The organism is Streptomyces tritici (genome assembly GCF_048500665.1).
GTDB classification, from domain to species: Bacteria; Actinomycetota; Actinomycetes; order Streptomycetales; family Streptomycetaceae; genus Streptomyces; species Streptomyces tritici.
The window spans coordinates 2,054,643-2,067,632 of sequence record NZ_CP183183.1 but is presented as its reverse complement, the minus strand read 5'-3'; the positions used below and the strand labels follow the sequence as shown (position 1 = coordinate 2,067,632).

Here is a 12,990-nt window from a genome sequence, read left to right as displayed (position 1 = left end):
TCGACGAAGCCCCCGGTTCCTCTCGCGGAACCGGGGGCTTTCCCGTGCTCGAAGGGCGGCCGGTCAGGGGCGCAGGCCGCTCAGGACGAGGGCGACCACCGCGTCGAACGCGGCCTCGGCGTCCGGGGCGGACCACTCGGCGCGGTGCGCCGGATTGTGGAAGCGGTCGGTGGCGTGGAAGACCGCGCGGGCCGTCGTCGCGAGGTCCGGCTCCGGGGCGGCGAAGACGCCGTCGCGGTGACCGTCCGCCAGGATGCGGGCGATCTGGTCGACGAGGTGCTGCTCATGGCGGTCGACGACCGCGCTGTTCTCGCTGATGAGCACCTGGAACGTGGCCATCAGCTCAGGGTCGCCGCCGGCCTTGCTGCGCTTGAACCGGAAGAGGGCGGCCAGCCACTCCCGGAGACGTGCGTCTGCGGGGGCCGCGCCCTCGACGTACGGCAGGAGGTGGGCGAGGGTGCCCGAGAGCCAGCGCTCGGTCACGGCCTCGCGCAGGGCCGCCTTGGTGCGGAAGTGGCGGTACACGCTGCCGTGGCTGACGCCGAGCACCCGGGCCACGTCCACGACGGTCGCCTTGGCGGGGCCGTAGCGGCGCAGCACCTCCTCGGTGGCTTCGAGGATGCGTTCCGCGGTCAGGGTCTCGGTACCGGCCATGGAATGACAGTACCTGTCAGCGCACGGGCTCAGTGTTCGCTGTCCAGGTGAGCCATCTGCGCCTCCGGGTAGCGGGCGCCGGCCGCCGCGCCCGCCGGCACGGCCTCCTCGATCGCCGCCAGGTCGGCCGCGTCCAGGGTCACGTCCAGCGCGCCGAGGGCCTCCGCCAGCCGGTCCCGGCGGCGCGCGCCGACCAGCGGCACGATGTCCTCGCCGCGGCTCAGCGCCCAGGCGATGGCGAGCTGCGCGACCGAGACGCCCTTCGCGTCGGCGATCACCCGGAGCCGGTCCACCAGGTCCAGGTTCCGGCCGAGGTTCTCGCCCTGGAAGCGCGGGCTCATGCCGCGGAAGTCGCCGGGGGCCAGGGAGCGGTCGCGGGTGAAGTGCCCGCTGATCAGCCCGCGCGAGAGCACCCCGTACGCGGTGACGCCGATGCCCAGCTCGCGGGCGGCCGGCAGGATCCGGTCCTCGATGCCGCGGGAGATCAGCGAGTACTCGATCTGCAGATCGGCGATCGGGGCGACCGCCGCGGCACGGCGCAGCGTGTCCGCGCCCACCTCCGACAGGCCGATGTGCCGCACATGGCCGGCCTCGACCAGCTCGGCGATCGCGCCGACGGTCTCCTCGATCGGCACGTCCGGGTCGACCCGGGCGATGCGGTAGACGTCGATGTGGTCCGTGCCCAGGCGCTGAAGCGAGTACGCCGCGAAGTTCTTCACCGCGGCCGGGCGGCCGTCGTACCCGGTGAAGCCGCCCTCGACGGTGCGCAGGGCCCCGAACTTCACGCTGGTCAGCGCCTTCTCCCGGGCCTCGGCGGGCGCGGTGCGCAGGGCCTCGTTGATGAGGAGCTCGTTGTGGCCCATCCCGTAGAAGTCGCCGGTGTCGAGCAGGGTCACGCCGGCGTCGAGCGCCGCGTGGACGGTCGCGATCGACTCGGCGCGGTCCGCCTCGCCGTAGAGCGCGGACATGCCCATGCAGCCGAGGCCGAGGGCGGAGACCCGGGGACCGGTGGCGCCGAGGGCGCGGGTGGGGAGGGCGGTGGTGGTCGTGGTGGTGTTCATAGAACGACTATGGCATGACGACTGACAGATTTCAATGTTTGTCAGTCGCATCGAATTTGAGGTGCCCTCGCGCTCGCGGCCCGGTAGCGTCCTCGGCATGTCTTCGTTCTTCCAGATCTACGCGTGAGAGCGCGGCGGGCCGGACAAGCCCGCCTGACGCCGGACAAGACCCGATCACGTCCCACTGATGGGAGAACCCATGGCCAAGGGCCGGAACAACCTCCTCGGCGTCGGCGGACAGCGCAAGAAGCTGTCCCGTGCCGAACAGCACGGCGCCGGTCAGGGCCGCGCCGCCGACCGCAAGGCGGCCGCGGACCAGAAGCAGGAGCTGCTGAAGAAGATGCGCGAGCGCACGCAGGGCGACGAGTCGTAGGACGCGTCGGCAGGAAGGTGCCCCGGGTCACCCAGTGACCCGGGGCACCGTCGTCTCCGCCGGCCGCCCGGGCATGCGGCACATGGGTGACAATGGCTGGATGACCGCGTTCTCTCCCCTCGCCATCGGGCCGCACATCGTGCAGCCCCCGGTGGTGCTCGCCCCGATGGCCGGCATCACCAATGCCCCCTTCCGCACCCTCTGCCGGGAGTTCTCCGGCGGCAAGGGGCTGTTCGTGAGCGAGATGATCACGACGCGGGCGCTGGTCGAGCGCAACGAGAAGACCATGCAGCTGATCCACTTCGACGAGACCGAGAAGCCGCGGTCCATCCAGCTGTACGGCGTCGACCCGGTCACCGTCGGCAAGGCGGTGCGGATGATCGTCGACGAGGACCTCGCCGACCACATCGACCTGAACTTCGGCTGCCCGGTCCCCAAGGTGACCCGCAAGGGCGGCGGCTCCGCGCTGCCGTTCAAGCGGCCGCTGCTGCGCGCGATCCTGCACGAGGCCGTCGGCAACGCCGGCGACCTGCCGGTCACCATGAAGATGCGCAAGGGCATCGACGACGACCACATCACGTACCTGGACGCGGGCCGGATCGCCGTCGAGGAGGGCGTGACCGCCATCGCGCTGCACGGCCGCACGGCCGCACAGCACTACGGCGGCACCGCGGACTGGGACGCCATCGCGCGCCTGAAGGAGCACGTCCCGGAGATCCCGGTGCTCGGCAACGGCGACATCTGGTCCGCCGACGACGCGCTGCGGATGATGCGCGAGACCGGCTGCGACGGCGTCGTGGTGGGCCGCGGCTGTCTGGGCCGGCCCTGGCTCTTCGGCGACCTGGTGGCGGGCTTCGAGGACACCGGGGCCTACGCGACGCCGGGGCTGCGCCAGGTCGCGGACGTCATGGTCCGGCACGCCACGCTGCTCGGCGAGTGGATCGGCGACGAGACACGGGGTGTCATCGACTTCCGCAAGCACGTCGCCTGGTACCTCAAGGGCTTCGCGGTCGGCTCCGAGATGCGCAAGAAGCTCGCCGTCTCCTCGTCCCTGGACGAGCTGCGCGCTCACCTGAGCGAGCTGGACCTGGACCAGCCGTGGCCGGCGGGCGCCGACGGGCCGCGCGGCCGTACCTCGGGCAACAACCGCGTGGTGCTGCCCGACGGCTGGCTGAAGGACCCGTACGACTGCTCCGCCGTGGTCGGCTCCGACGCGGAGCTGGACACCTCCGGAGGCTGAGAATGCCGGTCCGCATGGCGAGAATCCATCAGCTCGGAGGGCGTGATTCTCGCCACCCCTGATCGGGGTTGTGCTCAGATGAGCAGTTTCGAATGGCTGCACTTCTCCAAACGGGTGGCACTGAGTGCCACCCGTTTGCGTTCAAGAGTTGAACGCAAGTGCTCCGAATGCCGCTCATATGAGCGACTATTCTCTCCATCGGGTCAAGCAGCCTTCGACGGTTGAAGCGGTCGGCTACCCGCCGGAAACATTGGATCTGGTGGCGGACGGGTGGTTAAGGCCTCATGACGGGCAGGCGTACGTACCCAGACGCCTTCGATCTGGGTATGTTCCTCGCCGTCAGGGCAGCCACCGAGTCCTCGAGGAGTCGAGACCCGTGTCGGAAAACAAAGATCAGAAGTTCGTGTACGACTTCACCGAGGGCAACAGGGACCTGAAGGACCTCCTCGGCGGCAAGGGCGCGAACCTGGCCGAGATGACCAACCTCGGCCTGCCGGTTCCCCCCGGCTTCACGATCACCACCGAGGCCTGCAAGGTCTACCTCGAGTCCGGCTCCGAGCCGGCCGAGCTCCGCGACGAGGTCAGCGCGCACCTCGACGCCCTTGAGCAGAAGATGGGCAAGAAGCTCGGCCAGGCCGACAACCCGCTCCTCGTCTCGGTGCGTTCCGGCGCCAAGTTCTCCATGCCCGGCATGATGGACACGGTCCTCAACATCGGCCTGTCCGACGACTCCGTCGCAGGTCTGGCCGCCCAGGCCGACAACGAGCGGTTCGCCTGGGACTCGTACCGCCGCCTGATCCAGATGTTCGGCAAGACCGTCCTCGGCGTCGACGGCGAGCTCTTCGAGGAGGCCCTCGACGAGGCCAAGGCCGCGAAGAACGCCGCCAGCGACACCGACCTGGACGCCGCCGACCTGAAGAAGCTGGTCGAGCAGTTCAAGGCGATCGTCAAGGACGCCACCGGCCGCGACTTCCCGCAGGACCCGCGCGAGCAGATGGATCTCGCCATCAAGGCCGTCTTCGACTCCTGGAACGGCGACCGTGCGAAGCTGTACCGCCGCCAGGAGCGCATCCCGCACGACCTGGGCACCGCGGTCAACGTCTGCTCCATGGTCTTCGGCAACCTCGGCCCGGACTCCGGCACCGGCGTCGCCTTCACCCGCGACCCCGCCTCCGGGCACCAGGGCGTCTACGGCGACTACCTGCAGAACGCGCAGGGCGAGGACGTCGTGGCCGGCATCCGCAACACCGTGCCGCTCGCCGAGCTCGAGTCGATCGACAAGAAGTCGTACGACCAGCTCATGGAGATCATGGAGACGCTGGAGACCCACTACAAGGATCTCTGCGACATCGAGTTCACCATCGAGCGCGGCCAGCTGTGGATGCTGCAGACCCGCGTCGGCAAGCGCACCGCCGGCGCCGCCTTCCGCATCGCCACCCAGCTCGTGGACCAGGGCCTGATCGACGAGGCCGAGGCGCTGCAGCGCGTCACCGGCGCGCAGCTCGCCCAGCTGATGTTCCCGAAGTTCGACGAGAACGCGAAGGTCGAGCAGATCGGCCGCGGCATCGCCGCCTCCCCGGGCGCGGCCGTCGGCAAGGCCGTCTTCGACTCCTACACGGCCGTCAAGTGGTCCCGTTCCGGCGAGAAGGTCATCCTGATCCGCCGCGAGACCAACCCGGACGACCTGGACGGCATGATCGCCGCCGAGGGCATCCTGACCTCGCGCGGCGGCAAGACCTCGCACGCCGCCGTCGTCGCCCGCGGCATGGGCAAGACCTGTGTCTGCGGCGCCGAGGAGCTCGAGGTCGACACCAAGCGCCGCCGGATGACCACCGCCTCCGGCGTGGTGATCGAGGAGGGCGACGTCGTCTCCATCGACGGCTCCACCGGCAAGGTGTACGTCGGCGAGGTGCCCGTCGTGCCGTCCCCGGTCGTCGAGTACTTCGAGGGCCGCATGCACGCCGGCGCGGACGACGCCGACGAGCTGGTCCAGGCCGTGCACCGGATCATGGCGTACGCGGACCGGGTACGCCGGCTGCGCGTACGGGCCAACGCCGACAACGCCGAGGACGCCGCGCGCGCCCGCCGGTTCGGCGCCCAGGGCATCGGCCTGTGCCGCACCGAGCACATGTTCCTCGGCGAGCGCCGCGAGATGGTCGAGAAGCTGATCCTCGCCGACACCGACGAGGAGCGCGCGGAGGCCCTGAAGGCCCTGCTGCCGCTGCAGAAGAAGGACTTCGTCGAGCTCTTCGAGGCCATGGACGGCCTGCCCGTCACGGTCCGTCTGCTCGACCCGCCGCTGCACGAGTTCCTGCCGGACATCACCGAGCTGTCGGTGCGGGTCGCGCTCGCCGAGGCCCGCAAGGAGCCGCACGAGAACGACCTGCGCCTGCTCCAGGCCGTGCACCGGCTGCACGAGCAGAACCCGATGCTGGGTCTGCGCGGCGTCCGCCTCGGCCTGGTCATCCCCGGCCTGTTCACCATGCAGGTCCGGGCGATCGCCGAGGCCGCGGCCGAGCGGATCGACGCGAAGGGCGACCCGCGCGCCGAGATCATGATCCCGCTCGTCGGCACCGTCCAGGAGCTGGAGATCGTCCGCGAGGACGCCGAGCAGGTCATCGCCGAGGTGTCGGCGCAGACCGGCGTCGAGCTCAAGCTCGCGCTCGGCACCATGATCGAGCTGCCGCGCGCCGCGGTGACCGCCGGTCAGATCGCCGAGGCCGCCGAGTTCTTCTCCTTCGGCACCAACGACCTCACCCAGACGGTGTGGGGCTTCTCCCGGGACGACGTGGAGGCCAGCTTCTTCACCGCGTACCTGGAGAAGGGCATCTTCGGCGTCAGCCCCTTCGAGACCATCGACAAGGACGGCGTGGGCGCCCTCGTCCGCAGCGCGGTCGAGGCCGGCCGGGCCACCCGCCCGGACATCAAGCTCGGCGTCTGCGGCGAGCACGGCGGCGACCCGGAGTCGGTGCACTTCTTCCACGAGGTGGGCCTCGACTACGTCTCCTGCTCGCCGTTCCGGATCCCGGTGGCGCGCCTGGAGGCGGGCCGTGCGGCGGCCGGCTCGGCCGGCTCCGACAGCCGCTGATCGGCCATTCAGTAACACAGACCCCGGAGCCGCCGCTCGTCCCCGACCCTCAAACCGATGGGCGGTGGCTCCGGTCCAGCAGGAGAACGGTGCGGACACCTTGTGCGGAGGTGTCCGCACCGTCGTTTTTCTCCCGTTGCGGAAATGTCGCCTCATGTTCGGTCGCGGCCGGTTGAATTCTGACCTGTTGAACTCCGGAGTAAGCGCGGAGCAGGAAGGCTTTGATGGGTTTCCGCCATTCGTCCCGCAAAGGGAAGGCGGGGCGCGGCCCCTGGATCCCCACCCGGGGGCCGCGCCCATTACCCGTGCCGGGCAAGTGAGCCGCAACCTTCGCCGACCGCCGCCGGACGCGCGAAGCCCCCCACGGTCTTCGGAGCGCCCCTCGGTCCTGAAGGTTTCCTGCCCGACACGCACAGCCTTTCGTTTCCGGCCGGTTGCCCGCGATGCGTTTCAACTGTGGCTTAAAGGCCCTGGTAACGTCCTGTGATGACATGCATACTCGTCGCGGGGGGCGATTGCGAGTGCACAGGGGTGGGTTCCATGCTGCGTATTCATTTCACCGGGGACGACCTCGCCGGGGTCCGGATGGCCGCCCGGCCGGATGTTCTGTGGGAAACCATTCTCAGCTTTCACCGATTGAGAGACCGGCGCGGTTCCACCGTCTACCGGGAATGGCGGACGACCACCCGGAAGCGGTTGAACAGTGAAACACGCCTGCTGGCCGCGCTGGTGCCCGCACGCGGATATTTCCCCGACTTCCTGACGCCCCCCGAGGGCGTCCACGGCCTCGACGAGGGCCTCCAGGCGCTGCGCGCCACCCCCACGGAGCGGCTCCGCTCCGAGCTGGCGCTGCTCGGCGCCACCCGCGCCGGCCGCACCGACGGCTCGCTGCCCGGCGCCCTCGCCGGACTCGCCGAGGGCCGCCCCGAGTCGCTCGGCCGCCTCGTGGACGCCCTGCGCGGCTACCACCGGGCCGCCATCGCGCCGTACTGGCTCCGCGTGCAGGCGCGCGTCGACGCCGACCGCGCGATACGCGGCCGGGCCGTGCTCGACGGCGGCGCCGACGAACTGCTCGCGAGCCTGCCGCCGATGCTGCGCTGGCGCGCGCCGGTCCTGGAGGCCGACTACCCGGTGGACCGCGACGTCCGCCTCGACGGCCGCGGACTGCTGCTCCAGCCCTCGTACTTCTGCCGCGGCACCGCGGTCGTGCTGCGCGACCCCACGCTGCCGCCGGTGCTGGTCTACCCGGTCACCCACTGCGAGTCGCCGGCCGTGAGCCGGCCCGGCGGCCCGTCCCTCGCCAAACTGGTCGGCCAGACCCGCTCCGAGGTGCTGCGCGCCGTCGGCGACGGCAGCACGACAAGCGAACTGGCCCGCCGGGCGGGGGTCTCCCTCGCCTCGGCGAGCCAGCATGCCGGGGTGCTCCGCGAGGCCGGCCTGGTCTCCACGCTCCGGCACGGCAACGCGGTGCTGCACACGCTGACCCCGCTGGGCGCCGCCCTGTTGGGCGACGTCCGGCGGGGCGCGGTGTCCTACGCGCGGAACGGGCCAGTCACCTCGTAGGTGATGCCGCCGGAGGAGCTGCCCGTGGTGCCGCGCTGGCTGGAGAAGTACAGCCGCCGGCCGTCGGGGGAGAAGGCCGGTCCGCAGATCTCGGACGAGGACTGGCCGTTGATCCGCAGGAACGGGGCGACGACGTCGTCCGGCGTGATGATGCAGATCTCCATGTTGCCCCCGTCCTCGGCGATGAACAGATCGCCGGAGGACGAGCCGGTGACGTTGTCCACGCCGGTGAGCGGGGCGCCGCCGCCGGCCACCAGCGAGTCGTCGTAGGCGAGTTCGTAGGTGCTGGAGGCCAGGTTGAGCTGCCAGACCCGGTTGTCGCCCTTGGTGGTGAACCAGACGGTGTCGTTGGCGTAGTGGCAGCCCTCGCCGCCGTTGAAGACCTTGGCGCCGGAGACCTGGTAGCGGGTGGCGGTGGGGGAGCCGTCCGGGTCGGGGACGTTGGCCCAGGTGAAGGAGCCCGAGGTGGCCGTGCCGGCCTTCAGGACCTGGAGGGTGCCGGAGGAGAGGTTGCCCCAGGTGGACGGGATGAAGCGGTAGAACTTGCCGTCCGACTTGTCCTCGGTCAGGTAGATCACCCGGCGGACCGGGTCGGCCGCAGCCGCCTCGTGGTTGAAGCGCCCCATCGCGGCGCGGCGGACGGCGGCGTTCACGCCCCACGGGTCGGTCTCGTAGACGTAGCCGGTGTCCACCTCCTCGCAGGAGAGCCACGTGTTCCACGGGGTCGCGCCGCCCGCGCAGTTGCGGTTGGTGTTGGACAGGATGCGGTACGCGGAGGTGACCGAGCCGGACGAGTTGAACTTGATCGCGCTCGCGCCGCCGGTCGAGGAGATCTCCGAGTTGGACACGTAGATCCAGCCCGTGCCGTCGGCGAAGCAGGCGCCGCCGTCGGGGGCGTTGTGCCAGATGTAGGACGTGCCGGGCACGGCCTGGCCGGACCGGGCGACGACCCGGCTGGTGAATCCGCTGGGCAGTTGGATGCCGTTGGCGTCCGCCGCGCCGAGGGCCCCGTACGGGCCGGCGCCGGGCTGCGCCGGCGCCGCGTAGGCCGCGCCGCGCATCAGCGTGCCGCCGAAGGCCGCGGCCGAGGTGCCGATGACCGCGCCGCGCAGGAAACTGCGTCGCTCCACGTCTTCACTCCTGGGGGTGGTGGCCGCCCCGTCGCCCGGGCGGGCGGCGGGGGTCGCGCGCTTCCGGAAACTAGGAGTACGGAGTTGACGGTGCAGCAACAAGCGGTGAAAAGGAAGCGTCGGTTCCCGGTCCGTGCGAGCGCGCGTCCGGAGCCCGTACGGCGATGTCGGTGGCGGTCGCTACCTTCGGGGCATGACGATCCCCGCACAACTGCGCGACTCGGTACGGCTGCCGGGCGCCGGCGCACTGGTCAACGGCTTCGCCTGCGAACGCCGGGCCGACGGCACCCGCCGGGCCCTGCTGAAGAACGGCGACGCCCTGGAGGTCTTCGACCTGGAGGCGGTCTTCGCCGGGGAGCGGGCTCCGCTCGCCGTCTTCCCGTTCCCCTGGCCCGGCTGGGACTGGGGCGTCCACTCGGTGAGCCCGGACGCCTCGTTCGCCGTGTTCTCCGGGCAGCGGGCGGTGCGCGCGGTGGGCCGCGACGGCCGCACCCTGTGGGAGTACCGGCACGGCTGCTGGGACCAGGAGATCGGGCACCCGCACACCGGTGACGAGCAGCAGGTCTGCCGGGGCAGCGAGCACGGCTCCTGCCGGGTGTCGGACGACGGGCGGTACGTCTGGGCGCACGTCGTCGACCCGGACACGGAGTACGACGAGCTGTGGGTGGTCCTCGACGCCCGGGACGGCCGTGAGCTGGCCCGGCTGCCGCTGGAGAGCGTGACCTCGGGCTCGCACCAGCTCTCGCACCCCGACGGGGTCCACATGGGTCTCGGGATCGGAATGGGCCAGGACGGCATCGAGCTGCACTGGGCTCGCTGGGACGGCGAGAAGCTGACGAGCTGGGACCTCAACGAGAACCTCGACCGCATCCTGATGGACGTCCACCCCGAGCACGAGGGCTTCCTGACGATCGAGCACTACGGGGACGACATACGGCTGCACGCCCTCGACGGGACGGTGCTCGCCGAGGGCGAGCCGCCGGCGGCGGACGAGGACGACGAGGAGGAGGACGCGCCGAACTGGGACTGGTACTGCGGCTTCGTCGACGCGGACACCGTGATCGCCTCCACGGTGGAGTACGACGAGGAGCACGGCGTGCCCCGGCACTGGCTCCTGGACGCGCGCACCCTGGAGACACGCGGCACCGTCGCGTACCCGGACGGCCCGGTCGACGTCTTCCCGCTGCCGCTCGGCGACGGCACCTGGCTCACGTACGACGAGAAGAGCGAGACCCTCAGCCGGTGGAGCCTGGAGGCTCCGACTCCAGCAGCGTCTTGAGGGCGGTCAGCCGCTCGCGCCAGAACTCCTTGGACGCGGCCACCGCGGCCGCGTCCGGGAGCTTGGTGTGGCCCAGGCCGATCTGCGTCCGCGCCTCGCCCTTCGGGGTGAGGTGGACCGCGATACGGCCGGCCCCGCCGCCCCAGTCCGCCGTCAGCGACTTCCCCGGACGGTGCGTGCGCACCTCCAGCCCGCCCTCGGGGAGCCAGCGGCGGCGCAGCTCCTCGTCGGCGAAGGCCGCGGTGCAGCGCTCGGCCGGGGCCGCCACGGTCTTGCTGACGCTCGCCTGCCAGCCGCCCCCCGACGACTGGCCGACCGCGCGCAGCCCGCGTTCCTGCTCGTAGCCGACCGTGATCGACTGGGCGTGCCAGCCGTTCACGCCGTGCGCCTCCACCAGGTGGCGGGCGATCGCCGTGTGGCCCTGCCCGGCCGCGCCCCAGGCGTCGAGCAGGGCGAACCACTCGGCCCAGCCCTTCCCGGTGGCGTCGGCCAGGGCCTCGTCCGACAGCTTCTCGGTGATCTTCCTGCCTGCGGGACTCATGGATCCGAGGCTAGGGCCTGGCCGGCGGAACTTTTCTCCGGCGGGCCGATGAGTTCCGCGCGGCCGCTCCGTCTACCCCTTCGACAGCGTGACACCGAGCGAGAAGCGAGAGAGACAGCGCCATGACTCAGATGATCTTCGTGAACCTGCCGGTCAAGGACCTCGACGCGTCGAAGGCCTTCTGGAACAAGGTCGGCTACTCCTTCAACCCGCAGTTCACCGACGAGACCGCCGCCGCCATGGTCATCAGCGACACAATCGTCGCGATGCTGCTGACCGAGGCGAAGTTCAAGGAGTTCACCAAGCCCGGCAAGGAGATCGCCGACGCGTCGCGGACGACCGAGGTGCTGATCGCCCTGAGCGCCGAGAGCCGCGAGAAGGTCGACGAGCTGGTGGACGGGGCGATGGCCGCCGGCGCCACGGACGCGAAGGAGCCCATGGACTACGGCACGATGTACGGCCGCTCCTTCACGGACCTCGACGGCCACCACTGGGAGGTCATGTGGATGGACCCGGCCGTCATCGAGGGCTGAGCCGCAGGAGGGCCCGGGAGGCTCCGGGGCCCGCAGAGCCCCAGGAGCCTCAGGCCGAGACGCCTCCGTCGACCACCAGATCCGTGCCGACGACCGAGCCGGCGTCGTCGGAGGCCAGGTACAGCACGGCCGCCGCGACCTCCGCGCCCGACGCGATCCGGCCCAGCGGGGACTCGGACTTCATCCGGACGTCCCGCTCGGCCTCGGTCTCGCCCGGCAGCAGCGACATCGAGGACTCCGCCGCGCCGGGGCTGACGGCGTTGATCCGGATGCCGTCGCCGATGTGGTCGAGCGCGGCGGCGCGGGTCAGGGCGGCCACGGCGGCCTTGGACACCTGGTAGCCGACGAGGCCGGGGAACCGGACATGGGCGCCGAGGTTCGAGGCCACGTTGACGATCGCGCCGCCCCCGTTGCCCCGCATGTGGGCGATCTCCGCCTTCAGCGAGTTCAGGACGCCGGTGACGTTGGTGTCGAGCAGCGCCTGCCAGTCGTCGAGCGGGAAGTCCGCCGTCGGGGCGCCGCCGCGGAAGATCCCGGCGTTGTTGACGGCGACGTCCAGGCCGCCGAAGCCCTCCACGGTCCGGCGGACCAGTTCCGCGGTGTCCTCGGGGCGGGACACGTCGGCGGTGACGGCGAGGGCCGTGCCCCCGGCCGCCTCGATCCGGCCCACCGTCTCCTCCAGGGTCGCGGCGGTGCGCCCGGAGACCACGACCCGGGCGCCCTCGGCGGCGAGGGCCAGCGCGATGGCGCGGCCGAGGCCGGTGCCGGCGCCGGTGACGAGGGCGGTGCGGCCGGTGAAGCGTGCGGACATGTGACGACTCCCGTTTCTTGACTGTACGTTCCAGAATGAGGGCAGAAGGAAAGGCGCCGCGAAGCGCCTTCTCCGTGATCAGTCGAGCAGTGCCAGGGCCTGTTCCGCCGCGTCGCGGACCCGCGCCGGATCGCTCGACGCCTTGCCGACCAGGCGGATGCCCTGCAGCATCACGCCCAGCATCCGGGCCAGTGCCCGCGGATCGCGGTCGGCGGGCAGTTCGCCCTGGGCGCGGGCCCGGACCAGGGCCGCGTGGAGCAGGGTCTCGAGGTGCTCCCAGCTCCGCTCCACCCGCCGGGCCAGCACCTCGTCGTGCGGTCCGAGTTCGGCCGCCGTGTTGGTGACGAAGCAGCCGGCGAACCGGACCTCGTCCGAGCCCGCCTCGGCGGCGAACCGCCGCACCACCTGCCGTACGGCGTCGAGCCCGCTCTCCGGCTCGGCCAGCTCGGCGGTTAGGGCCGGGCCGGTGGACCGGGTGTAGTGGTCCAGTGCCTTGAGGTAGAGCTCCTGCTTGTTGCCGAAGGTGGCGTAGATGCTGGCGCGGCCGATCCCGAGATGCTCCACGAGGTCCGACATCGTCGTCGCCTCGTAGCCGCGCCTCCAGAACAGTTCGAGTGCTGCCTGGAGCGCGGCGTCCGGATCGAATTCCTTGGTCCTGGCCACGCCTTCAACCTACGTCGTTCTGGAACGACCGGTCAAGTAAACCGAGTTGGGCCG

The 12,990-nt window shown here is 71.1% G+C and carries 12 protein-coding genes; 6 read left to right on the top strand and 6 right to left on the bottom strand.

The window, feature by feature from the left end; all coding sequences use genetic code 11:
* Nucleotides 1-63 precede the first annotated feature (63 nt).
* A complete protein-coding gene (locus ACNJ93_RS09625) occupies nt 64-654 on the bottom strand; it encodes a TetR family transcriptional regulator (protein ID WP_418956950.1) in 591 nt (196 codons plus the stop codon).
* 29 nt (nt 655-683) lie between these two features.
* Nucleotides 684-1,715 carry an aldo/keto reductase gene (locus ACNJ93_RS09620; RefSeq protein WP_418956949.1) on the bottom strand — a complete coding sequence of 344 codons (1,032 nt, stop codon included), beginning with the start codon at nt 1,713-1,715 and terminating at the stop codon, nt 684-686.
* A gap of 199 nt (nt 1,716-1,914) precedes the next feature.
* On the opposite strand from ACNJ93_RS09620, the gene ACNJ93_RS09615 reads away from it, so the two are divergent.
* From ACNJ93_RS09615 to ACNJ93_RS09600, 4 genes are all read left to right on the top strand, one after another.
* Nucleotides 1,915-2,088 carry a DUF6243 family protein gene (locus ACNJ93_RS09615; protein ID WP_418961355.1) on the top strand — a complete coding sequence of 58 codons (174 nt, stop codon included), beginning with the start codon at nt 1,915-1,917 and terminating at the stop codon, nt 2,086-2,088.
* A 100-nt stretch (nt 2,089-2,188) separates the two neighbouring features.
* Nucleotides 2,189-3,328 carry a tRNA dihydrouridine synthase DusB gene (gene dusB / locus ACNJ93_RS09610; protein ID WP_418956948.1) on the top strand — a complete coding sequence of 380 codons (1,140 nt, stop codon included), beginning with the start codon at nt 2,189-2,191 and terminating at the stop codon, nt 3,326-3,328.
* Between the two features lie 376 nt (nt 3,329-3,704).
* Nucleotides 3,705-6,416, top strand: a complete 2,712-nt coding sequence (ppdK, locus tag ACNJ93_RS09605) for a pyruvate, phosphate dikinase (protein WP_418956947.1) — start codon at nt 3,705-3,707, stop codon at nt 6,414-6,416.
* Between the two features lie 540 nt (nt 6,417-6,956).
* Nucleotides 6,957-7,979: a helix-turn-helix domain-containing protein gene (locus tag ACNJ93_RS09600; protein WP_418956946.1), complete on the top strand. Its 1,023-nt coding sequence runs from the start codon at nt 6,957-6,959 to the stop codon at nt 7,977-7,979.
* Here ACNJ93_RS09600 and ACNJ93_RS09595 read toward each other — a convergent pair.
* Nucleotides 7,949-9,109, bottom strand: a complete 1,161-nt coding sequence (locus ACNJ93_RS09595; protein WP_418956945.1) for an alkaline phosphatase PhoX — start codon at nt 9,107-9,109, stop codon at nt 7,949-7,951. The genes ACNJ93_RS09600 and ACNJ93_RS09595 overlap by 31 nt on opposite strands.
* 193 nt (nt 9,110-9,302) lie before the next feature.
* Between ACNJ93_RS09595 and ACNJ93_RS09590 the strand changes: the two genes are divergently transcribed.
* On the top strand, nt 9,303-10,388 hold the full coding sequence (locus ACNJ93_RS09590; protein WP_418956944.1) for a hypothetical protein: 1,086 nt from the start codon (nt 9,303-9,305) through the stop codon (nt 10,386-10,388).
* Here ACNJ93_RS09590 and ACNJ93_RS09585 read toward each other — a convergent pair.
* The gene (locus ACNJ93_RS09585; protein WP_418956943.1) at nt 10,345-10,929 is read right to left on the bottom strand and encodes a hypothetical protein; all 585 of its coding nucleotides are present in this window, start codon (nt 10,927-10,929) and stop codon (nt 10,345-10,347) included. The genes ACNJ93_RS09590 and ACNJ93_RS09585 overlap by 44 nt on opposite strands.
* 122 nt (nt 10,930-11,051) lie before the next feature.
* Here ACNJ93_RS09585 and ACNJ93_RS09580 point away from each other — a divergent pair, with 122 nt between their 5' ends.
* Nucleotides 11,052-11,462, top strand: a complete 411-nt coding sequence (locus ACNJ93_RS09580; protein WP_418956942.1) for a VOC family protein — start codon at nt 11,052-11,054, stop codon at nt 11,460-11,462.
* 49 nt (nt 11,463-11,511) lie between these two features.
* On the opposite strand, the gene ACNJ93_RS09575 is transcribed toward ACNJ93_RS09580, so the two are convergent.
* Together ACNJ93_RS09575 and ACNJ93_RS09570 are read right to left on the bottom strand one after the other, a co-directional pair.
* Nucleotides 11,512-12,273 (bottom strand): SDR family NAD(P)-dependent oxidoreductase, encoded by a 762-nt coding sequence (locus tag ACNJ93_RS09575; protein WP_418956941.1) that lies wholly within the window; start codon nt 12,271-12,273, stop codon nt 11,512-11,514.
* 78 nt (nt 12,274-12,351) lie between these two features.
* Nucleotides 12,352-12,936, bottom strand: coding sequence for a TetR/AcrR family transcriptional regulator (locus tag ACNJ93_RS09570; protein ID WP_418956940.1), 585 nt, complete (start codon nt 12,934-12,936; stop codon nt 12,352-12,354).
* Nucleotides 12,937-12,990 lie beyond the last annotated feature (54 nt).